The following is a 24,252-nucleotide window of genomic DNA, read 5'->3' on the forward strand; positions in this document are numbered from 1 at the left end:
CTACAATCCAAATGCCACTCTCTTTTGCAGAGGAATCCCCAAGGGGAGGGTGGGACGTTGAAGACAGAGACGATGCTGCCACCCTGCCCTCCTACTCGATATCCTCCACCTCCGCCGTCGTGCCCTTGACGCGGGCGGCGAGGGCGGCGGCCATGAAGGGGTCGAGGTCGCCGCCGAGGACGCGGTCGGGGTCGGAGGTTTCGACGCCGGTGCGCAGGTCCTTCACCATCTGATAGGGCTGCAGCACATAGGAACGGATCTGGTGGCCCCAGCCGATATCGGTCTTGCCGGCGGCCTCGGCCGCGGCGGCGTCTTCGCGCTTCTGCAATTCGGCTTCGTAAAGCCTTGCGCGCAGCATGTCCCAGGCGGTGGCGCGGTTCTTGTGCTGCGAGCGTTCGTTCTGGCAGGCGACCACAATGCCGGTCGGAATGTGGGTGATGCGCACGGCGCTGTCGGTGGTGTTGATGTGCTGGCCGCCGGCGCCGGACGAGCGATAGGTGTCGATGCGGCAGTCGCTCTCGTTGACCTCGATGTCGATCCTGTCGTCGACGACCGGATAGACCCAGACCGACGAGAAGCTGGTGTGGCGGCGGGCGGCGCTGTCATAGGGCGAGATGCGGACCAGGCGGTGGACGCCCGATTCCGTCTTCAGCCAGCCGAAGGCGTTGTGGCCCTTGACGACGATGGTCGCCGACTTGATGCCGGCCTCTTCGCCCTCGTGGCGCTCGATCAGCTCGACCTTGTAGCCGCGGCGCTCGGCCCAGCGGGTGTACATGCGCAAGAGCATCTGCGCCCAGTCCTGGCTTTCGGTGCCGCCGGCGCCGGCATGGACCTCGAGATAGGTGTCGTTGGCATCGGCCTCGCCCGACAGCAGGGTTTCGAGCTCGGCTTCGTCGGTTTCGCCTTTCAGCGCCTTCAGCGCCTGCTCGGCTTCCGCGACGATGCCGGCATCGCCTTCGGCCTCGCCCATCTCGATCAGTTCGAGATTGTCGGCAAGGCCCGCCTCGAAGCGGCGCAGGCGAGCGATCGATTCCTCCAGCCGGGTGCGTTCGCGCATCAGGGCCTGCGCGTTTTCGGGGTCGTTCCAGAGATCGGGGTCTTCGGCTTTCGCCGTCAGTTCGTCATAGCGCCTGAGGGCTGCATCCCAGTCAAAGATGCCTCCTCAGCAGTGCGAGCGACTGCTTGATTTCATCGGCGAGGTTCTGGGTTTCGGCGCGCATGAGATTTTTTCCGGTGCCTCGATTGGAGGCGGAAAATAGGGGGGATGGCGGCGGGTGTAAAGGGTTCGGCGCCGGGGGGTGCATCGGAGGCCGGTTTTTGCACGCGGAGACGCGGAGGCGCGGAGAAAGGAAGGAAGGAAGAATGGACCACGCGAAGGCGCGAAAACGCGAAGAGGAATTGATTGCGCCTTCGGCGCGAAGAATTAGCCGGCGCGAAGCGCCAGAAATCTCCCCTTCTCCGCGCCTCCGCGTCTCCGCGTGAAAAATCCTTTTTCTTCGCGGCGCCGCGCCGAAGCGGCCGGCGACTTCAGTAGAGGCCGCCGGTGCCGGCGCCGATGTCGCGGCTCTGGCCGGTGGCGGTGCGGGGCGGCGGCCGGGGGCGGTCTTCTTCCTCGACGACGCCGGTTTCGCGGGGTTCGCCGCCGGAGGCGGCGTCCTCATCGTCGAGCGCGATGGCTTCGTCGGCCGGCATGCCCGCGAAGGGCGCGGAGGGGGTGTCGGGCAGCGCGAAGGGATCGACCGCGCGGGCGGGCGCCGCGTGTTGCGGGTCGTAGCCGGGTCCGCCCGTGCCGGGCGTGCGATCGGTATTGATGTCGCCCGACATGTCGCCGCGCAGGAAATCGCCCGAGATGTCCCCGCTCCTGTCGAGCGGCCCGGTGTCGCCCGGGATGCCGCCGGCAATGCCCAGTGCCGGGGCGACCGAGGTCAGTTGCGGTTCGGTGCCGGCCTTGAAGGCTTCGAGGATGGTGCCCGGACCGTCGCCCGAAGCCAGCGCGCCGGTCTTGCGGTCGATCTTGACCAGCGTAATGCCCGACGGCACGCGGAAGGGAATGGCCGGCTTGCCGCCGACCGCCTTCATCATGAAGTCGCGGAAGATCGGCGCCGCGGTGCGGCCGCCGGTTTCGGCGCGGCCCAAGGGCGCCGGTTCGTCGAAGCCGACAAAAACGCCGACCACCAGATTGGGCGAATAGCCCATGAACCAGGTGTCGCGCGCTTCGTTGGAGGTGCCGGTCTTGCCGGCCAGCGGCACGCCGACCGCCTTGACCGCCGTACCGGTGCCGCGCTGGACCGCGCCTTCGAGCATCGAGGTGATCTGATAGGCGGTGCGGCGGTCCTCGACGCGTTCGCGGCTGTCGGGCAGTTCGGGCGGCTCGGGCGCATCGGCGAAGTCGAGTGTGCAGGCCTGGCAGGCGCGGGCGTCATGCTTGTAGATGGTGCGGCCGTAGCGGTCCTGGACGCGGTCGATCAGGGTCGGTTCGACCTTGAGGCCGCCATTGGCCAGGATCGCATAGGCGCCGGCCAGCCGCATCAGCGTGGTTTCGCCCGCGCCCAGCGACATTGCGAGCACCGGCAGCATGTCGTCGGAAATGCCGTAGCGGCGCGCATAATCCGAGACGGTTTCAGGGCCGGCATATTGCGCGAGGCGGATCGTCATCAGGTTGCGCGAATTCTCGAGGCCGAAGCGCATGGTCGAGGGGCCGTGGAACTTGCGCTCGTAGTTTTCAGGCTTCCACAGGCCGAGGCCCGGGCCCTGGTCGATCACGAAAGGTGCATCGAGGACCAGGCTTGCCGGCGTGAAGCCGCGATCGAGCGCGGCGGCATAGACGAAGGGCTTGAAGGAGGAGCCGGGCTGGCGCAGCGCCTGCACCGCGCGGTTGAATTCCGAGAGGCCGAAGCTGAAGCCGCCCTGCATCGCCAGCACACGGCCGGTATGCGGGTCCATCGCGATGATGGCGCCATTGACGGCCGGGACCTGCTGCAGCGTGTAGCGGCCGGCCTCTTCATGCGGCGCGACATGGACCACATCGCCGACCTTCAGCACATCGGCCGGCTTCGTCACTTCCGGGCCGAGATGGATGCGGTTGACGTTGGGCCGGGCCCATTTCATGTCCTCGAGCAGGATCGCGCCCTTGACGATTTCCTTTGCGAAGCCGCCGCCCGCCTTGCGTGCCGGGCGCAGGCCGACGGTCGCGCGGTCGGCAGCGACGTCGAGCACGACGGCCAGCGTCCAGGGCGCGAGATCGGACGGCAGCTCCATGGCGGCCAGCGCCTCCTGCCAGTTCTCGCCCGCTTCGAGCCGGGCCGCCGGACCGCGCCAGCCATAGCGGCGGTCATAGGCAACGAGGCCGTTCTTCAGCGCCTCGGAGGCGACTTCCTGAAGCCGCGTGTCGATGGTGGTGCGGACCGAGAGGCCGCCTTCATAGAGTTTCTGTTCGCCGAACTGCGTCAGCAATTCACGGCGCGCCTGTTCGAGAAAATATTCGGCATCGCGCATCTGCAAACCGCGCGGGCGCAGCGTCACGTCGAGTCCGGTGGCGCGCGCCTCGGCCGCTTCATAGGCAGTGATGAAGCGCTCCTCGGCCATGCGCGAAATGACCCAGTTGCGGCGCGCAAGCGCGCGGTCGCGGAAACGGAAGGGATGATAATTGCCGGGCGCCTTGGGCAGCGCCGCCAGATAGGCGACTTCGGCGACGGTCAGTTCGTCGAGCGGCTTGTCGAAATAGTTCAGCGCCGCGGCGGCGACGCCGTAGCTGCCGGAACCGAGATAGATCTCGTTGAGATAGAGTTCGAGAATCTGGTCCTTCGAAAAGGCGCGCTCGAGACGCAGCGCCAGCAGCGCCTCGCGCAGCTTGCGGTCGAAGGTCACTTCGCTGGAGAGCAGGAAGTTCTTGGCGACCTGCTGGGTGATGGTCGAGGCGCCGACCAGGCGGCGGTCGCGCAGCACGTTGAAGACGTTGTCGATGGTGGCACGGAGAATGCCGGTCGCGTCGACGCCGCCATGGCTGTAGAAATTCTTGTCCTCGGCGGCCAGGAAAGCCTGGACCAGACGCGGCGGGATCGCCGCGATCGGGACATAGAGGCGGCGCTCGCGGGCGAACTCGCCGATGATCTGGCCGTCGCCGGCATGGACGCGGGTGGTGACCGGCGGTTCGTAATTGGCCAGCCGCGTGTAATCCGGCAGATCCTGGTTGAGACGCCAGGCATAGTAGCCGCCGGCCAGCACGACGCCGGTCACGAGCACCAGCAGGACGGCGGCAATGATCGACAGAACTCTCAGCATCGGGCGGTCTGCCCTCCGTCGGACAATGGGTTCACAGTATCGCCGTCAGCTAGAGCCGAAATATGGCCACTCCAAGGCGCGTCATCTCGTCGTCTAAAGCGGCCCCTCGGCAAGACGATCGCCGAAATAGCGGTCGATGGCGCGGGTGAAGGATCCGGCGACGCCGGTGCGCCATGCGGCCGACACCAGCTGTTTCTCGTCGGAAGCATTGGTCAGGAAGCCCAGTTCGATCAGCACCGAGGGAACGTCGGGCGCCTTCAGCACGACGAAGCCGGCGAAACGGTGCGGCCGCTGCAGCATGGCGGTCTTCTGGCCGGCATAGTCGACGATCGAGCGGGCGAAGCGGGCCGAATAGTTCTTGGTTTCGCGCTGGGCGAGATCGATCAGGATGCCGGTCACTTCGGGGCTCTCGCCCTGGAGGTCGAGACCACCGATCAGGTCGGCGCGGTTTTCCTGGCGCGCCAGCGCGGCCGCTTCCTGGTCGGAGGCGGTTTCGGAGAGCGTGTAGACCGAGAGGCCGCGCACATCGGGCTTCTGGATCGCATCGGCATGGATCGAGAGAAAGAGATCGGCCTTGTGATTGCGCGCAATGGCGACGCGTTCGCGCAGCGGAATGAAGATGTCGGTCTCGCGCGTCAGATGGACTTCGTAGCGGCCGGTCGCGCGCAGCTGCGTGGCGAGTTCGCGGGCAAAGGCCAGCACGATGTTCTTTTCGTAGACGCCGCTCCTGCCCGTGGCGCCCGGATCGACGCCGCCGTGACCGGGATCGATGACGACGATGCGGCGGCGTTCGAGGCGTTCGGCCGGCGGGCTCATCGGCACGGCGGCCACGGCCTCGATCTTCTGCGTGGCCTCGGCAGCCGCCGTCCGGTCGGCGGCCGGCGCGCCGGCCGTCTGCGCGAAGGTGGCGCTGTCGGTGGGCGCCAGGTCGAGGACGATGCGGCGGCCGAAGCCGGCCTGCGGGTCGAGGACGAAATTGCGCGCCACCGCGACCGGTTCGCTGGTGTCGATGACGACGCGGAAGGTATCGGCCTGGAAGCGGCCATAGCGGAAGCCGGAGACGAAGCCCCGGGCTTCGGGCTTGGCCTCGTCGAGGCGGAAGGGCACGCCGGTCAGGTCGATGACGACGCGGTAGGGATCGGCCAGCGTGAAGACGCGGTAGTCGACGGCGGCGGCATCGCCCGCCAGCTCCATCACGAAGCGGGTCTGGGGACCGTGATCGCCGAAGCGGATGCCGGTGACGGCCGACATGCCCGGCGGCAGCGGCGCGGCGCGCGGAATGCTGGAGGCTGGCGGCGCATCGCTCAGCGCGCCGGTGGTCAGGAGGTCATTTTCGAGATCGCGGGCCAGCAATTCGGCCAGTTCGTCGACGGTCAGGCCCTCGGCGACGAAATCCTCGGCCAGCGCACGCATCGGCATCGTCAGGGCCAGCACCAGGAACAACGCCAGCAGACCGAGAACCTGCCCCGGCCGTTCCAGACGCGCCCAAATCTGCCGATTCCGTCCCATTCACACCCGCCGCAGCGCCACCGTGGGACCCTCTTTCCGTGCCGTCCGTCACGGTTACCCGAACGCCACCGCCGGCCAGGCCGATCCGCCCCGACTGCCGGGCCAGGCCCGCGCAGCCATTTGCGGATCGCGTCCCGCTCAACAACTCACCCCATATAACGGCCAGATTACTTCAAAAATGGTTAGCGCGCCAAAATTTACGAAGTTTCAATGGGTAGAATGGTTAATAACCGGGCGTCCGGGACCAATAAAGGCCATCGACGCCGTGCTTGCCAAATCAGCGCGGCAACGGGTACAAACGGACCGCACCCGGCGAGCCTCGGGCTTTCAAGGGTGCCGACACAGGATTTCGGGCAAACCGTCGCGCCGCCCCCCAACCGGTCTTCCGGGCGGGATGTCAGCGTCGACCGCGTCGGGCCCGGCGTTTTCCCAAGGCAAGCGTCCCGGACAACGCCAAACCAACGCAGCAGCGCGGGCCCGGCCCGCAACGCCCGCGTCCCGGCCCCTGGCCGGGTCCCGCCGGGCGGAGACAAGAACACGCCGGCACCCGGCGGCTCATTGGGTGCACCAAGGGTAGAGATGCACGACGCAGTTCCGCGACTTCACGACCGGCCGACCGGACAGGGCTCTTTCGAGAGCCGGGTCCGCCCGGTTGCGAGACCGGCTGCGCGGCGCGCCCTCGCCCCTCCTTTTCATCCTTTCCCGTCCGGACCCGACGCGGCGCGCCTTGATGGCGCCGGCGCGGCGATCCGGGCTCATGCAACAAAAGGCGCATGCCAGCGCCCGTCCGGCCCGTCGCATTTGTGGCCGGACCGGCGCGGCAGACAGCGCTCCGGAGATATGCCCAATGGCAAAGACCATGCTGATCGACGCGGCCCACCTCGAGGAAACTCGGGTTGTGGTCGTGAGCGGCAATCGCGTTGAAGAGTTCGACTTCGAGTCGGAAAACAGGAAACAGCTTCGAGGAAACATCTATCTTGCCAAGGTAACGCGCGTCGAACCGTCGCTTCAGGCGGCGTTCGTCGAATATGGCGGCAACCGGCACGGCTTCCTCGCCTTCAGCGAAATTCACCCCGACTACTACCAGATCCCGGTCGCCGACCGCGAAGCGCTGCTGCGCCAACAGGCCGCGGAAGCGCGCCGCGAACGCGACGAGGAAGATGCCGACGACGCGCCGGCGGCGCGCGCGACCGCCGACGCACCGACTGGCGCCAGCGATGCGGATGACGAGAATGACGAGGACGCCGACGCGCCGGAGAACGGCAACGCTGGCGAGGCGAATGGCGACGAGAATGGCGACGAGGCCGAGGCGGAGGATGACGGCAAGCGCGCCGCCGCCGTCGAGCGCGGCGAAACCGAAACCGTGCTCTCCGACGAGACGATCGAGTCGGTCGGCGCCGAAGATGCGATGGAAGAGGCGGCGCCGCGCAAGCAGCGCGTCAATTACCGTTCGTACAAGATCCAGGAAGTCGTCAAGCGCCGGCAGATCCTGCTGGTGCAGGTCGTCAAGGAAGAGCGCGGCAACAAGGGGGCGGCGCTGACCACCTATCTGTCGCTTGCCGGCCGCTATTGCGTGCTGATGCCCAACACGGCACGCGGCGGCGGCATTTCGCGCAAGATCACAGTCGCGGCCGACCGCAAGAAACTGAAAGCCATCGCCGAGACGCTGGACGTGCCGGAAGGCATGGGGCTGATCGTGCGTACGGCCGGCGCCAAGCGCACCAAGGCCGAGATCAAGCGCGACTACGAATATCTGCTCCGGATGTGGGAGAGCGTGCGCGAACTGACGCTGAAGTCGATCGCGCCGGCGCTGGTCTATGAAGAAGGCAGCCTGATCAAGCGTTCGATCCGCGATCTCTACGACAAGGATATCGACGCCATCCATATCGAAGGCGACGAAGGCTACCGCGAAGCCAAGAGCTTCATGCGGATGCTGATGCCGAGCCATGCCAAGAATGTGCAGCCCTACAAGGAAAAGCAGCCGCTCTTCCAGAAATACGGCGTCGAGCAGCAACTCGACTCGATGCTCAACCCGACCGTCACGCTGAAATCGGGCGGCTATATCGTCATCAATCCGACCGAAGCGCTGGTTTCGATCGACGTCAATTCGGGGCGCTCCACCAAGGAACGCAATATCGAACAGACGGCGCTCAAGACCAATCTCGAAGCGGCCGAGGAAATCACGCGGCAGATGCGGCTGCGCGACCTTGCGGGCCTGATCGTGATCGATTTCATCGACATGGACGAGAACCGCAACAACCGCGCCGTCGAGCGCAAGCTCAAGGACTGCCTGAAGACCGATCGCGCCCGCATCCAGGTCGGCCGGATCAGCCATTTCGGGCTGCTCGAAATGTCGCGCCAGCGGATGCGCTCGGGCGTGCTCGAAGGCTCGACCGTCACCTGTCCGCATTGCGCCGGCACCGGGCTTGTGCGCTCGGTCGAGTCGATGGCGCTGCATGTGCTGCGCGGTGTCGAGGCCGAGGCCGTCAAGGGCCGGGCGGCCGCCTTCACCGTCAAGGTGCCGCCGGTCGTGGCGATCTACATGCTCAATCAGAAGCGCGGCAATGTGCTCGATATCGAGGACCGCTACGGCGTGTCGGTCTATATCGAGGCCGATGCGACGCTGACCGGTTCGGATCACAAGATCGAGCAGGCCGAAGCGCGCGCGCTGACGCGGACGCGGCCGGCACTGGGTGCGATCAGCATCGAAAGCGGCTATGCGGCCGAGGATGACGACATCGTCGACGCGGTCGAGGAAGACGAGGCCGAGGACGAAGCCGAGGAAACGACCGAAGCGGCCGCGCCCCGGCGCAGCGCCGAGGAAGGCGATGGCGAGGGCCCGCGCAAGCGCAAGCGGCGCCGGCGCCGGCGCAAGCCCGGCGAGGAACGCGAAGCCGGCAGCACGGCCGCGCCGTCGGACGATGGCGAGACCGGCGAGAGCGATGCGAATGATGCGGAAGCGGACGAAGCTGGCGACAGCAGCGAACGCGCCGCCGCGCCACAGGACGAACTCGACGAGAACGGACAGCGCAAAAGGCGCCGGCGCGGACGACGCGGCGGACGGCGCAATCGCCGCCGGACCGAAGAAGACGGCCAGGAAACCCGGGCGGTTGCCGGCGAAAATTCGGCCGAGGGCGACGACACCGCGGGCGCGGATGACGGCGGCAGCGAGGCCGAGGCGGAAGCGCCGGTGCTGCTTTCCTATTCGCGCAGCGACAGCATGAGTGACGAAGAAGAAGCCGAAACGCCGGCCGAGGAAGAAGCCCAGGCAACGGTAATCGACCCGTCGGACGCACCGCGGACCGACCGCGAGGTCGAAGCGCCGATCGAAACCGAAAGCGATCCGCTGCTGGCCGAGGCGCCGGCCCTGCGTTCGGCCGAGCCGGACCAGCCCGCCGAACCGACACGACGCGGCTGGTGGCAACGCCGCTGAGACGACCGACCCTATCCATCCGACAAAAGGGCCCGGGGCATGAACCCCGGGCCCTTTTCCGTTCAGGCGCCGAAGCCGGGTTCAAAAGCCCAGCGCGGTGACGCCCATGCCATCACCGCGCGGCCCGGTGGCCAGCACACAGGCGCCGGTCGGCTGGCCGTCGGGACAGGCGATCGCATGCGCCGGCGAACGCGCATCGGCCGGCGATGCCGCCAGCGCCGACGTCACCGCCTCCGGGCCCGCAAGCGCCGCCCGCGCGGCATGCTGGATTGCCGCCGCACCCTTCGGTGCGCCGGCACCGGCGCCGCTGAAGAAGACGCGCGAACCATTGGCGCTGGTGACGATGACCGGCATCAGATAGGCCGAGGCGATGCCCGAGGCCGCCTGTTGCGGATTGGCGGAGAAGACGATGCCGGTGCCTTCCGCGACATGGCCGGCACCGAAAGCGCCATTCATCGTGACCGCACAGGCTACCGCGCCGCCGCGGCCGTCGATCGCCGCGAAGGCTGTCGAGCCATAATCGCGGCCGGGCGCGTCGGTCGCGCCCAGCGAGGCGGCGGTACGGCGTGCCAGTTCGGCCAGCTCGGACGCGCCTGCCTTTTCGATGTTGCGCCAGAGCGCGCCCGCGTAGAGGCCGGCGCCCAGCGCTTCGGCCGGCACGGCGACATTGGCGGCCGTCATCGGCAGACGCTGCGCCGGCGCGACCTCGGGCCGGTAGTCGCGCAGATCGGCAAGGCTCAACGCGCCCCCAACCCGCGCCGCCTCGTCGACCAGCCGGCGCGCCGTGGTGCCGGCATAGAAGCCATTGACGCCCTGATTGCGGATGGCGGCCAGCGTCGTCGCCAGATCGCCGCGGGTGACACGGTCGAGTTCGCGGGGCAGCGCGCCGCCTTCGCCGGAAAAATGCGCCTGCAAGGCGGGGGCCGCCGCGATCAGCGCGGCAGCATCGGCAAACTGGCCAGCGGCGGCACGCGAGACGGGGAAACCGGTTGCCGCCATGCGTTCGGCCGGACCGACAACCGACGCCCAGGGACGGTTACCGTAGCGCGACTGCAAGAGCGCAAAACCACGTACATTGCCGGGCACAGCAACCGCGCCACCATTCTGCGGGCTGCGCGCCAGGAAGGCGATGCTTTCGACCGTGCGCTCATCGGCATTGCGGGCCAGACAGATACCGCCGCCGCCGAGACCTGCTGCCGCCGGCCAGGTGACCGACAGAGCGAAGTAAAGCGCAGTTGCCGCGTCGGCCGCATTGCCGCCCTGTTCGAGGACCTGTCGTGCGACCAGCGCAGCGGCCGGTTCGTCGGCGATTGCCGCGCCGAAAGCCGGGTTGCCGCCGGCGTCCTTGTCGGTCAGGCGCGCCAGACGCTGGGTGCGGGTTTCGACGCCGTGACTGACCGATGTGGCGGCGATCGGCTCGGGTTCGCCCAGTTCGACGCAGGCCGAGAGCGAAACCGCCATGGCGATACCGGCCAGCCCCGTCGCCTGCCGCAAGACGGCGACCGGAATTCCACACTTCTGCCCCATTCGCGCTGTTTCCTCTGTTTGCCGAAGCCGACGGAATCCGCCATTTTCGCCGTTGAATTCGTGATCATTCGTGACCGGCGGGGCCCGATTGACGGCTTGCGCACCCCTCCCTACCGTTTAGTCTCGTCGGGGCGGTATCGTCAACGCGCCCGGATGCGGGCACAACAAGGCGGCGGGCCGAATCCGCCGGAAATGCCAGTGACGCGTGTGAAAGTTCGCCCGATGCGATTCATCAGCCAGATTGCCGGCCGGTACGCCTTGCAGCGCTTGACAGGCGCGCTGGCGCTTTGCGCCGCACTGATCCTCGCCAGCGCCAGCACGGCTGCCGCACAGAGCATTTCGATCGTCAGCGACGCCGAAACCGAGAGCATGCTGCGCGACTATGCCGATCCGATCCTGCGGGTCGCCGGCCTCGAACCTTCCGCGGTCAAGATTCATCTCGTCAACGACCGCCGCCTCAATGCCTTCGTCGCCGAAGGCCAGCAGATGTTCTACAATACCGGCCTCATCACCATCGTCGACTCGCCGCTGGAGCTGATCGGTGTGATGGCGCATGAAATCGGTCATATGGCGGGCGGGCATCTGGTGCAGCGGCGCGAACATATCGGCCAGTTGCAGGCGCCGATGATCGCCTCGATGATTCTCGGCGTCGGCGCCATTGCGGCCGGACAACCCGATGCCGGCATGGCACTGATCCTGGGCGGGCAGCATCTCGCCGAACGCGGCTTCTTCGCCTATACGCGCAGCCAGGAATCGAGCGCCGACCAGGCTGGCGCCAGCTATCTGCAGCGCGCGGGCATTTCCGGCAAGGGCATGCTCGACCTGTTCGCCTCGATGCGCGACCAGGAAATGCTGTCGGCCGAGCGGCAGGACCCGTTCGCTCGTTCGCATCCGATGTCGGCGGCGCGCTTCAGCGCGCTCGAGACGCGCGTCAAGGCCTCGCCCTATTTCGAACGCGAATTGCCGGCATCGGAGATCCACCGCTTCAAGATGGTGCAGGCCAAGCTGCACGGGTTTCTCGACGAGCCGAACACCACCTTCAACCGCTATCCGTCCAGCGACAACAGCGATTATGCGCGCTATGCGCGCGCGGTCGCCTATCACCGCACCGGTGCGCTCTCGGAGGCGTTGACCGAAATCGATCCGCTGCTCGCCAGCGATCCGAAGAACCCCTATATCCACGAGGTCAAGGGGCAGATCCTGTTCGAAAGCGGACGGATCGAGGAGGCGGTGACTTCCTACCGGCAATCCGTCGAACTGAAGCCCGAAGACTCGCAGCTTCACCTCGGTCTCGGCCGCGCCCTGCTCGGCCGCGACGGCGAGGAAAACGCGCGCGCCGCGATCCCGCATCTGCTGACCGGCACGCGCGGCGCGGCGCAGCCCTTCGGCTTCTACCAGCTTTCGATCGCCTATGGCCGCCTCGACGATATCGGCATGGCCGAGCTTGCGACGGCGCAGTATTACAATGCGCTGGGCCGCATCAAGCAGTCCAAGATGCATGCGGCGCGGGCACTGAAGAATCTGCGTCAGGGTTCGCCCGAATGGCTGCAGGCGCAGGATCTCGCCATCCAGGCCGATCCGGCCGAACGCGGCTGAGGCGCCGAACAACTGTTTTTCGTCAACCTTCCCAAGAAAGCTTCCGATGCCGCGTTTCCGTTCCCTGCCCTGCCTGTCGCTTGCCGCGTTGCTGATGGCGCTTCCCGTCATCTTCACAGCCCCCGCCATGGCAGAGGACGCCGCCACCTTCAATGCTGCCGAACGAAAGGCCATCGAGACGGTCGTGCGCGACTATCTGATCCGGAATCCCGAGATCGTGCTCGAAGCGCTGCATGAACTGGAGGAACGGCACCAGGCCGCGGCGCTGGCCGAGACACGTTCGGCCATCGAGGCGCAGCGCGCGGCGATCTATGACGATCCGGACGACTACACCTATGGCAATCCGAAGGGCGATGTGACCATCGTCGAGTTCTTCGACTACACCTGCGGCCACTGCAAGCGCAGTTTCCAGCCGCTGATGGATTTCGTCGATGCCGATGGCAATATCCGCCTGATCCTGAAAGAGTTCCCCATTCTCGGGCCGCGCGCGCTCGATGCCGCCAAGGCTGCGCTGGCGGCGCGCAAACAGGGCCGCTACATCGAAATGCACCGCGCATTGTTCGAGCATGAGGGACAGCTCAGCGAGAAAGCGCTGATGGAAATCGCGGCCAAGGCCGGACTCGACGGGCCGCGCCTCAAGAAGGACATGGAAGACCCGAAGCTGATGGACGTCTTTGCGCGGCAATATGCGCTGGCCGAGGCGATCGGTATCGAAGGTACGCCCGCCTTCATCATCGGCGGCGAGATGCTGCCCGGCGCGGTCGACAAGGAACGGCTGGCGCGAGTGGTGGCGGAAGCACGCGCGGGGCGCTGACCGCAGGCCAGGCGTCGAGATTTGTGTTGCGCTGCAGCATAAACCGGTCTAACAAGGCGCAACTCGACTGGACCCGGTGAAATGCCGGGTGGCTCTGCCGGCCGCCAATCCGCCGGATATTCCCAACCAATGACCGATTTCACGGACGCGGATCGTTCCGATCCCGTGCGCATTCGTGTCTTTCCGGATTTCCATGATCTCAGTAAGTGCGTACCGCCAGCAATGGTTCGGCAATATTCGTGGCGACGTTCTCGCCGGCCTCGTTGTCGCCCTTGCCCTCATTCCCGAAGCCATCGCCTTTTCGATCATCGCGGGCGTCGACCCCAAGGTCGGGCTCTATGCCTCGTTCTCGATCGCCGTCATCGTCGCCATCACCGGCGGGCGGCCCGGAATGATCTCCGCCGCGACGGCGGCGACTGCCGTGCTGATGGTGACGCTGGTAAAGGATCACGGGCTTGAATATCTGCTCGCCGCCACCGTGCTGGCCGGGCTGATGCAGATCGTCGCCGGCCTGCTGAAACTCGGCTATGTGATGCGCTTCGTGTCGCGCTCGGTGATGACGGGCTTTGTGAACGCGCTGGCAATCCTGATCTTCATCGCGCAGATCCCCGAGCTGATCGGCGTGCCGTGGCTGACTTATGCGATGCTCGCTGGCGGGCTCGGCATCATCTATCTCTTTCCGCTGCTGACCAAATCCGTCCCCTCGCCGCTGATCTGCATCGTCGCGCTGACCGGCATTGCGATCTATTTCGGACTCGACATCCGCACCGTCGGCCATATGGGCGAACTGCCCTCCACCCTGCCCGTCTTCCTGATCCCGCAGATTCCGCTCAATCTCGAAACGCTGATGATCATCCTGCCCTATTCGGCGGCGGTGGCGGCGGTGGGCCTGCTGGAATCGCTGATGACCGCCACCATCGTCGACGATCTGACCGACACGCCGAGCGACAAGAACCAGGAATGCATCGGCCAGGGCATCGCCAACACGGCGACCGGCTTCATCGGCGGCATGGCCGGCTGCGCGATGATCGGCCAGTCGATCATCAATGTGAAGTCGGGCGGCCGCGGGCGGCTGTCGAGCTTCTGCGCCGGCATCTTCCTGCTGTTCATGATCGTGGTGCTGGGCGACTGGGTGAAGCAGATTCCGATGGCGGCGCTTGTTGCCATCATGATCATGGTCTCGATCGGCACCTTCAGCTGGTCGTCGATCAAGAACCTGCGCGAGCATCCGCGCAGCTCCTCCGTGGTGATGCTGGCGACCGTCGCCACCGTCGTCGTCACCCATAATCTCGCCATCGGCGTCCTGGTGGGCGTGCTGCTTTCCGGTATCTTCTTCGCCTGGAAGATCGCCCAGATATTCCGCGTGACCTCCGTCGCTTCGGAGGACGGGCGCGAAAGGACCTATGTTGTCGAAGGACAGATATTCTTCGCCTCGGCCGATAATTTCCTTGCCTCGTTCGACTTCAAGGAAGCGCTGGAGCGAGTCGTCATCGATGTCAGCCGCGCGCATATCTGGGACATTTCGAGTGTTGCGGCGCTCGACATGGCGGTTCTGAAATTTCGCCGCGATGGCGCGACGGTCGAGATCGTCGGGCTGAACGATGCCAGCGAAACGATCGTCGACCGGCTAGCGATCCATGACAGGCCCGGCGCGCTTGAAAAGCTGATGGGACATTGAGGGAGAGCGGCATGACACAGAAGATTATCGCGCTGGTCGACGGATCGACCTATTCGCATAGCGTCTGCGCGCATGCTGCATGGATCGCGGCGCGAACGGGCGCGGCCATCGAGGTGCTGCATGTGCTCGGACGGCGCGAGAGCGCGGAGGCCTCCGACCTCAGCGGCAGCATCGCCCTCGGCGCCCGCAGCGCCCTGCTGGCGGAACTGACCGCGCTCGACGAACAACGCGCCAAGCTGCAGCAGCTACGCGGGCGCGCCATTCTGGACGACGCAAAAGCGGTGATCGCCGCAGCAGGTGTCGACAATGTGACGACGCGGCTCAGGATCGGCGATATCGTTGAAACGGTCGCAGAGAGCGAGGCGACCGCCGACATGCTGGTGATCGGCAAGCGCGGCGAAGCGGCGGATTTCGCCAGGCTGCATCTCGGCTCGAATATCGAACGCATCGTGCGTTCCAGCCACAGGCCGGTCTTCGTCACCGCGCGCGCGTTCCGGCCGATCGAGCGTTTTCTGATTGCCTTCGACGGTGGCGCCAGCAGCATCAAGGCCGTCGATCATATTGCGCAGAGCCCGCTCTTTCAGGGGCTCGAATGTCATTTGCTGATGGCCGGCGCGAGCACGCCGGAACTTCGCCGCAAGCTCGACGATGCCTGCATCCCGCTCACTGCGGCGGGGTATGACGTCAAAGCCTTCGTCGCGGAGATGGCGCCCGAAGCCGCCATCGCGGAGCATGTGGCGGCCCAGCAGATCGGCCTTGTCGTGATGGGCGCCTATGGCCATTCGCGCATTCGCAGCCTGATCATCGGCTCGACCACGACCGAGATGATCCGTTCCTGCAAGGTGCCGGTGGTGCTGTTCAGGTAAGGCGGGGCGACCCGTTTGCGGCTATGCTCATTCGCGGAACGATGGGGGACGCGCAATGAAACGGATCGAACTCGAGGCCTACGGCGTGCCCGAAGAGGTGGCGCACTGCGTGGAGGTGCCGGATGTCGGCGCGCCGGGGCCGGGCGAGGTCGTGTTCGACGTTCTCGCCTTTCCGATCAACCCGGCCGATATCGGCTTTTGCCGCGGCACCTATCGCATCAAGCCGCCGCTGCCCGCGACGCCGGGGGCGGAATGCGTCGGCCGCGTTGCGGCGGTCGGCGACGGCGTCACTCATGTGAAGCCAGGCGACCTCGTCATCAATCTTGCGCGCGAGAACTGGGCCGCGCGCCGCCGCGTGAAGGCGGAGGACGCAGTGCCGATCCCTTCGGGGCTCGATCCCAAACAGGCCGCGATGCTGCGGATCAACCCGCCGACGGCGCTGTTGCTGCTCAGCGACATTGTCGAATTGAAACCCGGCGACTGGGTGATCCAGAACGTCGCGAATTCCGCCGTGGGACGGCTCGTCATCACGCTTGCGAAGGCGCGCGGGCTGCGCACGGTGAACGTGACGCGGCGCGAGGATGTGTTTGCCGAACTGACGGCGCTCGGCGCCGATGTCTGCCTCACCGACGGGCCGGGCCTCACCGACCGCGTGCGCGAGGCGACCGGCGGCGCGGCGATCCCGCTCGGGCTCGACGCGGTGGCGGGCGATGCGACGGCGCGGATCGCGTCTTGCGTGAAGGATGAAGGGACGGTCTGCACCTATGGCGGCATGTCTGGCAAGGCACCGGAGGTTTCCGTCGCCGATCTCGTCTTCCGGGGCGTGACTTTCACCGGCTTCATGCTCGGCCGCTTCATGGCGCGGCGGAGCGCGGAAGAGATACGCGCGATCTATGCCGAGCTTGCCGAGGGCGTCGCAAAGGGCACGATCCACGCGCCGGTGGACAGTGTTTATCCGATCGACAATATCCGCGAAGCATTGATCCAGGCCCAGACGGGCGGGCGGCGCGGGAAGGTGCTGGTGAGTCCAGGCGGCGAGGTGGGGTGAGTTGGTTCTCAATCGATGAGGGAGCGGGAGCCGCTACATTTGCGCTGCATCTTCCTGATTACAAGACATTCGATTGACTGCGGGCGTGATACAAAAAAAGGGAGCGGCTGAACACATAACTTTATGAAATCTGATAGCGAGGTGAGGTTCTTGTTTCAGCAAAATACAATAAATCAGCCGGTCCGCGACTTTGTGTTTCCTGTAGGTACAGTTCACAATGGAATTTTTTCATTAAAAGGCACCGCATTTTTCATCGGTGAACGCGGCTTCGCTGTAACAGCAGCGCATGTAACCGATGACCTCCGAAGAGGTGGCGAGCCCATTGGTCTTTTTACTGACGGACACGAATGGTACCCGATACCGGTGATAGATATGGAGTCACACCCATCTGAAGACGTTGCCGTAGTAAAACTACAAGGAAATTGGCACTCAATTATTTACATCAACCCCTCTAGTGAACACTCGTCATGCGATTATGAACTTTGGGGTTACCCGGAGCGGGCCGCTACTGAATTGAGAAGGGATGCAACCAGTCCAGAAGAAGCAGAATCCCTCATCCGCCCTGACCTTGTCTACAACCGAGGGTATGTTCGCCGCAGATTATCGCGCGAATTTTCCGTGTCTATTTATCGTGGGCAGGCCTTCTATGAACTCAGCGAAGTTGGGGGCTCTTGTTGTTCAGGAGCGCCGGTCATCAATCATCAGCGCACGCAAGGACCGTGGCCAGCCTTCGCAGTATATATCGGTGAGGAAACGTCGGAAGCTTTAACAGCGGTCGGCTATGCTACTCGCTGCGATTCGCTGGCACAGTGGATTCCCACAATACTAGGGGGTCGCCTTGACGAGCAGCGTGCATCGTCAAAAACATAAAGGTCGGAATGTTTCTGTCGATGTCGATATGAATACGGAGCTAAATCAACCCGCCCATCGGCGATGAGGGGTCGGCATAGAGTTTCTTCGGCATCCGTCCCGCGAGATAGGCGAGCCTGCCCGCCTCGACCGCGAGTTTCATCGCCCGCGCCATTTTGATCGGGTCTTTCGCTTCGGCGATCGCAGTGTTCATCAGCACGCCGTCGCAGCCGAGTTCCATTGCGACGGCGGCGTCGGACGCCGTGCCGACGCCGGCATCGACCAGCACCGGGACTTTCGATTGTTCGACGATCAGACGGATGTTGATCGGGTTCTGGATGCCGAGGCCGGAGCCTATCGGGGCTGCGAGCGGCATGATCGCGCAGCAGCCCATCTCTTCCAGTTTCTTCGCCATGATCGGATCGTCGGTGCAATAGACCATCACCTCGAAGCCGTCCTTCAGCAGCGCTTCGGCGGCGCGCAAGGTTTCGATCATGTCGGGATAGAGCGTCTTCTGGTCACCCAGCACCTCGAGCTTGACGAGGTTCCAGCCGCCGGCCTCGCGCGCAAGGCGCAGCGTGCGCACCGCGTCGTCGGCCGTGTAGCAGCCCGCCGTGTTGGGCAGGTAGATCACCTTCTTCGGGTCGATGAAGTCGACCAGCATCGGCTCGTCGGGATTGGTGATGTTGACGCGGCGCACCGCGACGGTGACGATTTCGGCGCCGGCGGCTTCCACCGCCGCCGCGTTCTCGGCGAGGTCCTTGTATTTGCCGGTGCCGACGATCAGGCGCGACTTCAGCTTGCGCCCGGCGACGATGAAGGGGTCGTCGTCCGCCGTCGTCGTTTCGATGCGCTTGGCCGCTTCGTTCACGTCACTCACTCCTTCAGGCGGGCTCAGCCGCCGCCGACAAAATTGACGATCTCCAGGCGGTCGCCATCGCCGAGCACGACCTCGCCATAGGCCGAGCGCGGGACGATCTCGAAATTGCGCTCGACGGCGATCTTGGCGGCCGGCAGGCCCAGCCTCTCGATCAGCCCCAGCACCGTCAAAGGCCCCTCATAGTCGCGGCTTTCGCCGTTGATGGTGAGCCGCATCAGAACCCGCTCCGTTTACCATTGGCGCGGATAATGGGTGAGGGAGCCCGGCAATTCAAGGCGAGGCGCGGCCGGCCGGTCCTGAGCGAGGCTTTTACTGGCCCCGCGAGTTGCGTATAAAGAGACGCCGCGATTCGGGGACCGAAAGGATCGCGGCAGGGACCACAATTTCGCCTATTTGCGGCCCTAGAGCCTGACCTGTACCCCGCAGGTTACGGAAAGCCGCCTTCCGCGACGTCACGCCCCGAAGCCGCCAGAAAGCCCGCCGACGCATGGCAAAATCCAGCTCCAGACAGGCCTCGAAGCCGGTGTTCGTGCTCAACGGCCCGAACCTCAACCTGCTCGGCCAGCGCGAGCCGGAGATCTATGGCTCGACGACGCTTCCCGACATCGAAAAGATGGTGAAGGCCAAGGCCAAGACGCTCGGGCTCGCCGTCGATTGCCGGCAGTCGAACCATGAGGGCGAACTGGTCGACTGGATTCAGGAGGCGCGGACCGCCGCGGCCGGCGTGATCCTCAATGCCGGCGCCTATTCGCACACCTCGATCGCCATTCACGACGCGCTGGCCATGCTCGACATGCCGGTTGTCGAGGTCCATATCTCCAATGTCCACAAGCGCGAGAGCTTCCGGCATCATTCGACGATCTCGCCGGTCGCCACCGGCGTCATTTGCGGGCTCGGCACCATCGGCTATGCGCTGGCGCTCGAGGCCATCCATTCCAAGCTTTAACCCGACCGAGGAACCAGCGACGTGGCAGCACCCCGCCAGCCGACCGGCCAAAAAGGAAGCAAGAAGAGCGAGATGAGCAAATCGGGCGTCGATCAGGAACTGATCCGGCAACTGGCCGCTCTCCTCAAGGAGACCGAGCTCAGCGAAATCGAGATCGAAACGGACAATCTGAAGCTGCGCGTGTCGCGGCAGGTGAGCCAAGTGACAGCACATGTCGCCGCCGCGCCGGCTGCCGCGGCACCGGCCGCCGCGCCGGCCACGCCGGCCGAGGCCGCCGCCCATCCCGGCGCAGTCGCCTCGCCGATGGTCGGCACGACCTATCTCGCTGCCGAGCCGGGCGCCGCGCCCTATGTGACCGTCGGCTCGACGGTGAAGGAAGGCCAGACGGTGCTGATCATCGAGGCCATGAAGACCATGAACCACATTCCCGCGCCGCGCGCGGGCAAGGTCACCGCGATCCTTGTGGAAGACGGCCAGCCGGTCGAGTTCGGCGAACCGCTTCTCGTGATCGAATAGGCGGGGGCCGGGCCAGCGCGATGTTCGAGAAGGTCCTCATTGCAAATCGCGGCGAAATCGCGCTGCGCATCCATCGCGCCTGCCGCGAGATGGGCATCAAGACGGTGGCCGTGCATTCGACGGCGGACGCCGATGCGATGCATGTGCGGCTGGCCAATGAAAGCGTCTGCATCGGCCCGCCGGCCGCCAGCGAAAGCTATCTCAACATTCCGGCGATCATCTCGGCCTGCGAGATCACCGGCGCCGACGCCGTGCATCCGGGCTACGGCTTCCTGTCGGAGAACGCCAAGTTCGCCGACATCCTGGCCGCGCATGGCATCACCTTCATCGGACCGAGCGGCGACCATATCCGCCTGATGGGCGACAAGATCCAGGCCAAGACAACGGCACGCTCGCTCGGCATCCCCTGCGTGCCGGGTTCGGACGGCGCCATCACCACCGACGAGCAGGCCTACAAGGTCGCCGAGGAAACGGGCTATCCGGTGCTCGTCAAGGCGGCCGCCGGCGGCGGCGGACGCGGCATGAAGGTGGCGCGCTCGCGCGAGGAACTGTCGGGAGCGCTGTCGAACGCGCGTTCGGAGGCCAAGGCGGCCTTCGGCGACGACGCGCTCTACATGGAAAAATATCTCGGCCAGCCGCGCCATATCGAAATGCAGATCATCGCCGACTCACATGGCAATGTGGCGCATCTCGGCGAGCGCGACTGTTCGCTGCAGCGGCGCCACCAGAAGGTGCTGGAGGAATGCCCCTCGCCCGCCCTCAACGACACGCAGCGCGAAAAGATCGGCGAGATCGTGCGCAACGCCATCGGCAAGCTCGGCTATCTCGGCGTCGGTACGATCGAGTTTCTCTATGAGGATGGCGAGTTCTACTTCATCGAGATGAACACCCGGCTGCAGGTCGAGCATCCGATCACCGAGGCCGTTACCGGCATCGACATCGTGCGCGAACAGATCCGCATCGCGGCCGGACTCGAAATGAGCTTCACGCAGAAGGACGTCACCTTCTCGGGCCATGCCATCGAATGCCGCATCAATGCGGAAGATCCGAAAACCTTCACGCCGTCACCCGGCACGATCAAGGATTTCCACACGCCGGGCGGGCTTGGCGTGCGCGTCGACAGCGCGGCCTATTCGGGCTACCGCATCCCGCCCTATTACGACAGCCTGATCGGCAAGCTGGTGGTGCATGGCCGCAACCGCAACGAATGCCTGATGCGGCTTCGGCGCACGCTGCATGAATTCGTGATCGATGGCATCAAGACGACGATCCCGCTGTTCCAGGATCTCGTCAACGAACAGGATTTCATGAACGGCGAGTACCATATTCACTGGCTTGAAGATTTCCTCAAGAAGCAATCCTGACGCCGGCAAGCCTTGCGCTCGCGCCGGAACAGACGCGGACGGACGGCCATGAGCGATATCGACGCCGATGCCCTGTTGCGCGCCTATGCCTATGGCGTGTTCCCGATGGCGGAATCGCGCGACGATCCCCAGCTCTACTGGATCGATCCCGAGCGACGCGGCATCCTGCCGCTGGACGGCTTTCATGTGCCCAAACGGCTGCGGCGGCGCGTCCGCGCCGGCGTCTTCGACGTCCGGATCGACACGGCGTTTCGCGAGGTGATGCTGGGCTGCGCGGCGACCGCACCCGACCGCGACGGCACATGGATCAACGACCGGATCGTATCGCTCTATTGCGAGCTGCATGAACGCGGTCACGCCCATTCGGTCGAGTGCTGGCACGACGGCGCGCTGGTCGGCGGGCTCTACGGCGTCTCGATCGGCGCGGCGTTTTTCGGCGAAAGCATGTTCAGCCGCGCGACCGACGCCAGCAAGGTGGCGCTGGTCCATCTCGTGGCGCGGCTGGTGGCCGGCGGCTACAAGCTGCTCGACACGCAATTCGTCACGGAACATCTGCAGCAGTTCGGCGCCATCGAGATCTCGCGCGACGCCTATCGTGCCCGGCTGTTCGAGGCGACGTCGGTCGAGGCCGATTTCTACTCGTTGCCCGAAGGCGCCGCGCCGCTCGAATTCCTGCAATCGGTCACCCAGATATCGTAGACTGGATGCTCAAGCGCATTGAGGCCGGGGCTTTCGGCAAACATCCAGCCCTTGAAGATCGGATGCGGCTGCACCTCGCCGGTCGCCGTGTCGACCTGGTGGACCTCGACATAGGCGGCGGTGCGCGGCGTCTCCTCGGGCGGCGCCTTGTGACAGGCGCGCACCAGCACTTCGAGCGCGCCATAGCGTTGCGGCACGTCGACCGTGGCGGAAAAGCTGGTGGCGCGGGCGGTGATCTTGTCGAGGCCACTGAAGACAGCGACGCTGTGTTTCTCCGCATGCGCGGCGGCCGGCGCAAGCGCCAGCATCGCGGCAAGAACGGCGCAGGAAACTGAAATTCCGCCAAGGCGCATCGGCATTTCCCTATCGGGCTTCGTTACTGACCGGCCTCAAGCCCGGCCGGCAAGAGTCACTCGCCGCTGCCGGTCGAAAAGACCGCCTGGCCGATCAGGCCCATCAGGTCGACGGCGCCCTGCGTGAACATGATCTCGCTGCCATCGGCCAGATAGTCGGGGCTGCCGCCGGGCGTCAGCGAGATATAGCTGCCGCCAAGCAGGCCGTCGCTGGCGATCTTGGCGCTGGTATCGTCAGGGATCTTCACATCGCGCGCCAGATCGAGCGTGACCACCGCCTGATAGGTTTCGGGGTTCAGGCTTTGCGAAACCACTGTCCCTATCTTGATGCCCGACAGGCGCACATCGGAGCCGTTGGCCAGACCGTCGACGCCGCTGAACTGGGCCGTCACCTTGTAGCCGGCGCTGCTGCGCATGCCCGACGAGGTGTAGCCATAGAAAAGAAACAGCGCGGCCACGGCGACGACGATGGTGCCGATCAGGGTTTCGACGAGATTGCTCTGCATGTCTGTCCTCGGAAAATCGGTTTTCGACCCGCGCCTATTCGGGCCGCCAGGCCTCGTAATCGCCGGTGGCGCCGGGGCGGCGCGCGCCCTTGTGCAGGCTGCCTTGCGGCCGCCACGCCCGGGACGTGCCGGTCAGGTTCGGCACATGCGGTTTTTCCCATTCATGCGGCTTGTAGCCGTCCTCGGTGGGCGGCACGTCGACCGTGTGATGGAGCCAGCCATGCCATTCCGGCGGCACGCGCGAGGCTTCGGCGAGACCGTTATAGATCACCCAGCGGCGCACATAGCCGTCGATCGCGGCGCCGTCCCTGGACTGATAGTAGCGATTGCCCTGCCCGTCGGTGCCGATCAGGCGGCCCTTGCGCCAGGTGTGGAACCTCGTGCCCATGGTCTGGCCGTTCCACCAGGTGAATACTTCCTGCAGCAGCGTCATGGGCGCATTATCCTGTTGTCCGGGCTTGCGAATTTCATCAACCGGCTGATTCCGGCCATGCCGGAAGGCGCGCCGAATATGACACCCGACACGCGGATGGTCCAGACCGAAGGCGGCCTTATCGGGTCAGTCGATCGACCAGGTTCCGGTCTTCTGGGCACTGCGGCGGAGCGTACCGGCCTGCTGGATCAGCATGGGCTGGCGATAGATGTTGCCCGCGACCTCGAATTCGCGATCGTCGTTGAGCACCCATTCGATGCGGTGGAGAAGGCTCGCCGGCGTGACCGGCTTGACCAGGAGGTGGGTCGCGCCGATTTCGAAGGCTTCGGCGATCAGCGAGCGCGAGGCATGGCCCGTCAGGACGATGATCGGCGTGAAACAGAGCGGCTCGTTGCCGACGGCCCGGACGCGGGTGATGAATTCCCGGCCGTTCATCGGCTGCATCTCCCAATCGGAGATCACCAGATCGATATCGTAGATTTCAAGTTCGGTGAGGCCGTCAGTGCCGTCGCGAGCCTGACGCAGATATGAAATCCCGAACGTGTTCAACATGGTGCGGACGAGAAGGCGCATGCTGCCATTGTCGTCGACCATCAGAATCCGCAGGTCTTTCAGTTCCTTGCCGAACGCCTTGCTGCGCTCACCCACGCCCGATCTCCGCCTGTTCTGGGTAATGGAGAGAAGACTATTGGTAACCGATTCCGGGTTTCGGCTTTGTTAATCGCCGATTCGGGTGGCTCGCCCACCAGATATCGCGGCCGCGAATGCCTGTCCCGCCTACATCTTGTGACGAGTGCTTGACGGGGCATGGCCATCCTCCCTAGGATTTCATCTCCCCCAAGGGGCGAGGCAGGAGACAGGCGGACACCCGAACAGAGCCAAGGCTCGGCGACGAAAGCTAAACGGAATCAACCACTTAACTTGGTTGACCCGGGGAGCGCGGCGCAACGGGAA

General features: G+C 65.2%; 21 protein-coding genes and 1 other annotated feature. Of the genes, 11 read left to right on the forward strand and 10 right to left on the reverse strand.

Annotated elements, in window-relative coordinates:
• Positions 1-91: 91 nt before the first annotated feature.
• The 3 genes from prfB to AAC071_RS01705 all read right to left on the reverse strand — a co-directional run bounded on the left by prfB (position 92) and on the right by AAC071_RS01705 (position 5,790).
• Positions 92-1,220 (reverse strand): peptide chain release factor 2 gene (gene prfB / locus AAC071_RS01695; protein ID WP_339829270.1). Its coding sequence is split into 2 segments (ribosomal slippage): positions 92-1,150 and positions 1,152-1,220, totalling 1,128 coding nucleotides; the frame shifts between segments, so codons are not numbered across the junction.
• Positions 1,221-1,527: 307 nt separating this feature from the next.
• Positions 1,528-4,281, reverse strand: a complete 2,754-nt coding sequence (locus AAC071_RS01700; protein ID WP_339829273.1) for a penicillin-binding protein 1A — start codon at positions 4,279-4,281, stop codon at positions 1,528-1,530.
• 93 nt (positions 4,282-4,374) lie between these two features.
• Complete coding sequence (locus AAC071_RS01705) at positions 4,375-5,790, reverse strand: N-acetylmuramoyl-L-alanine amidase (protein ID WP_339829275.1); 1,416 nt, start codon at positions 5,788-5,790, stop codon at positions 4,375-4,377.
• A gap of 847 nt (positions 5,791-6,637) precedes the next feature.
• Between AAC071_RS01705 and AAC071_RS01710 the strand changes: the two genes are divergently transcribed.
• Complete coding sequence (locus AAC071_RS01710; protein WP_339829277.1) at positions 6,638-9,223, forward strand: ribonuclease E/G; 2,586 nt, start codon at positions 6,638-6,640, stop codon at positions 9,221-9,223.
• Between the two features lie 81 nt (positions 9,224-9,304).
• On the opposite strand, the gene AAC071_RS01715 is transcribed toward AAC071_RS01710, so the two are convergent.
• Positions 9,305-10,750 carry a gamma-glutamyltransferase gene (locus tag AAC071_RS01715; RefSeq protein ID WP_339829280.1) on the reverse strand — a complete coding sequence of 482 codons (1,446 nt, stop codon included), beginning with the start codon at positions 10,748-10,750 and terminating at the stop codon, positions 9,305-9,307.
• Positions 10,751-10,972: 222 nt separating this feature from the next.
• Between AAC071_RS01715 and AAC071_RS01720 the strand changes: the two genes are divergently transcribed.
• From AAC071_RS01720 to AAC071_RS01745, 6 genes are all read left to right on the forward strand, one after another.
• Positions 10,973-12,346 carry a M48 family metalloprotease gene (locus AAC071_RS01720; protein WP_339829282.1) on the forward strand — a complete coding sequence of 458 codons (1,374 nt, stop codon included), beginning with the start codon at positions 10,973-10,975 and terminating at the stop codon, positions 12,344-12,346.
• A gap of 46 nt (positions 12,347-12,392) precedes the next feature.
• Positions 12,393-13,160: a DsbA family protein gene (locus AAC071_RS01725; protein WP_339829284.1), complete on the forward strand. Its 768-nt coding sequence runs from the start codon at positions 12,393-12,395 to the stop codon at positions 13,158-13,160.
• A gap of 66 nt (positions 13,161-13,226) precedes the next feature.
• Positions 13,227-13,282: a sequence feature (sul1 is cis-regulatory element that is thought to sense ions involved in sulfur or methionine metabolism; They are found in Alphaproteobacteria), on the forward strand.
• 71 nt (positions 13,283-13,353) lie between these two features.
• On the forward strand, positions 13,354-14,838 hold the full coding sequence (locus tag AAC071_RS01730; RefSeq protein ID WP_339829286.1) for a SulP family inorganic anion transporter: 1,485 nt from the start codon (positions 13,354-13,356) through the stop codon (positions 14,836-14,838).
• 11 nt (positions 14,839-14,849) lie between these two features.
• On the forward strand, positions 14,850-15,704 hold the full coding sequence (locus tag AAC071_RS01735; RefSeq protein ID WP_339829289.1) for a universal stress protein: 855 nt from the start codon (positions 14,850-14,852) through the stop codon (positions 15,702-15,704).
• 55 nt (positions 15,705-15,759) lie between these two features.
• Positions 15,760-16,752: a zinc-dependent alcohol dehydrogenase family protein gene (locus AAC071_RS01740; RefSeq protein ID WP_339829293.1), complete on the forward strand. Its 993-nt coding sequence runs from the start codon at positions 15,760-15,762 to the stop codon at positions 16,750-16,752.
• A gap of 150 nt (positions 16,753-16,902) precedes the next feature.
• The gene (locus tag AAC071_RS01745; RefSeq protein WP_339829295.1) at positions 16,903-17,622 is read left to right on the forward strand and encodes a trypsin-like peptidase domain-containing protein; all 720 of its coding nucleotides are present in this window, start codon (positions 16,903-16,905) and stop codon (positions 17,620-17,622) included.
• A 40-nt stretch (positions 17,623-17,662) separates the two neighbouring features.
• Here the strand turns inward: AAC071_RS01745 and AAC071_RS01750 are convergent, their stop codons facing one another.
• Together AAC071_RS01750 and thiS are read right to left on the reverse strand one after the other, a co-directional pair.
• Positions 17,663-18,451 (reverse strand): thiazole synthase, encoded by a 789-nt coding sequence (locus tag AAC071_RS01750; RefSeq protein WP_339829839.1) that lies wholly within the window; start codon positions 18,449-18,451, stop codon positions 17,663-17,665.
• Positions 18,452-18,495: 44 nt separating this feature from the next.
• Positions 18,496-18,696 (reverse strand): sulfur carrier protein ThiS, encoded by a 201-nt coding sequence (gene thiS / locus AAC071_RS01755; protein WP_339829298.1) that lies wholly within the window; start codon positions 18,694-18,696, stop codon positions 18,496-18,498.
• 272 nt (positions 18,697-18,968) lie between these two features.
• On the opposite strand from thiS, the gene aroQ reads away from it, so the two are divergent.
• The 4 genes from aroQ to aat all read left to right on the forward strand — a co-directional run bounded on the left by aroQ (position 18,969) and on the right by aat (position 22,006).
• Positions 18,969-19,427 (forward strand): type II 3-dehydroquinate dehydratase, encoded by a 459-nt coding sequence (gene aroQ / locus AAC071_RS01760; protein WP_339829302.1) that lies wholly within the window; start codon positions 18,969-18,971, stop codon positions 19,425-19,427.
• 72 nt (positions 19,428-19,499) lie between these two features.
• Positions 19,500-19,943: an acetyl-CoA carboxylase biotin carboxyl carrier protein gene (gene accB / locus AAC071_RS01765; protein WP_339829304.1), complete on the forward strand. Its 444-nt coding sequence runs from the start codon at positions 19,500-19,502 to the stop codon at positions 19,941-19,943.
• Positions 19,944-19,963: 20 nt separating this feature from the next.
• Complete coding sequence (gene accC, locus AAC071_RS01770) at positions 19,964-21,307, forward strand: acetyl-CoA carboxylase biotin carboxylase subunit (RefSeq protein ID WP_339829307.1); 1,344 nt, start codon at positions 19,964-19,966, stop codon at positions 21,305-21,307.
• A gap of 48 nt (positions 21,308-21,355) precedes the next feature.
• Positions 21,356-22,006, forward strand: a complete 651-nt coding sequence (gene aat / locus AAC071_RS01775) for a leucyl/phenylalanyl-tRNA--protein transferase (RefSeq protein ID WP_339829310.1) — start codon at positions 21,356-21,358, stop codon at positions 22,004-22,006.
• Here aat and AAC071_RS01780 read toward each other — a convergent pair.
• The 4 genes from AAC071_RS01780 to AAC071_RS01795 all read right to left on the reverse strand — a co-directional run bounded on the left by AAC071_RS01780 (position 21,943) and on the right by AAC071_RS01795 (position 23,946).
• A complete protein-coding gene (locus tag AAC071_RS01780) occupies positions 21,943-22,359 on the reverse strand; it encodes a DUF2155 domain-containing protein (protein WP_339829313.1) in 417 nt (138 codons plus the stop codon). The two genes, aat and AAC071_RS01780, sit on opposite strands and share 64 nt — an antisense overlap.
• Before the next feature lie 56 nt (positions 22,360-22,415).
• On the reverse strand, positions 22,416-22,865 hold the full coding sequence (mlaD, locus tag AAC071_RS01785; protein WP_339829315.1) for an outer membrane lipid asymmetry maintenance protein MlaD: 450 nt from the start codon (positions 22,863-22,865) through the stop codon (positions 22,416-22,418).
• A 34-nt stretch (positions 22,866-22,899) separates the two neighbouring features.
• Positions 22,900-23,298 (reverse strand): NADH:ubiquinone oxidoreductase subunit NDUFA12, encoded by a 399-nt coding sequence (locus AAC071_RS01790; RefSeq protein ID WP_339829317.1) that lies wholly within the window; start codon positions 23,296-23,298, stop codon positions 22,900-22,902.
• A gap of 126 nt (positions 23,299-23,424) precedes the next feature.
• Positions 23,425-23,946 (reverse strand): response regulator, encoded by a 522-nt coding sequence (locus AAC071_RS01795; RefSeq protein WP_339829320.1) that lies wholly within the window; start codon positions 23,944-23,946, stop codon positions 23,425-23,427.
• Positions 23,947-24,252 lie beyond the last annotated feature (306 nt).

Source organism: uncultured Parvibaculum sp. (assembly GCF_963975745.1).
Lineage (GTDB): Bacteria > Pseudomonadota > Alphaproteobacteria > Parvibaculales > Parvibaculaceae > Parvibaculum.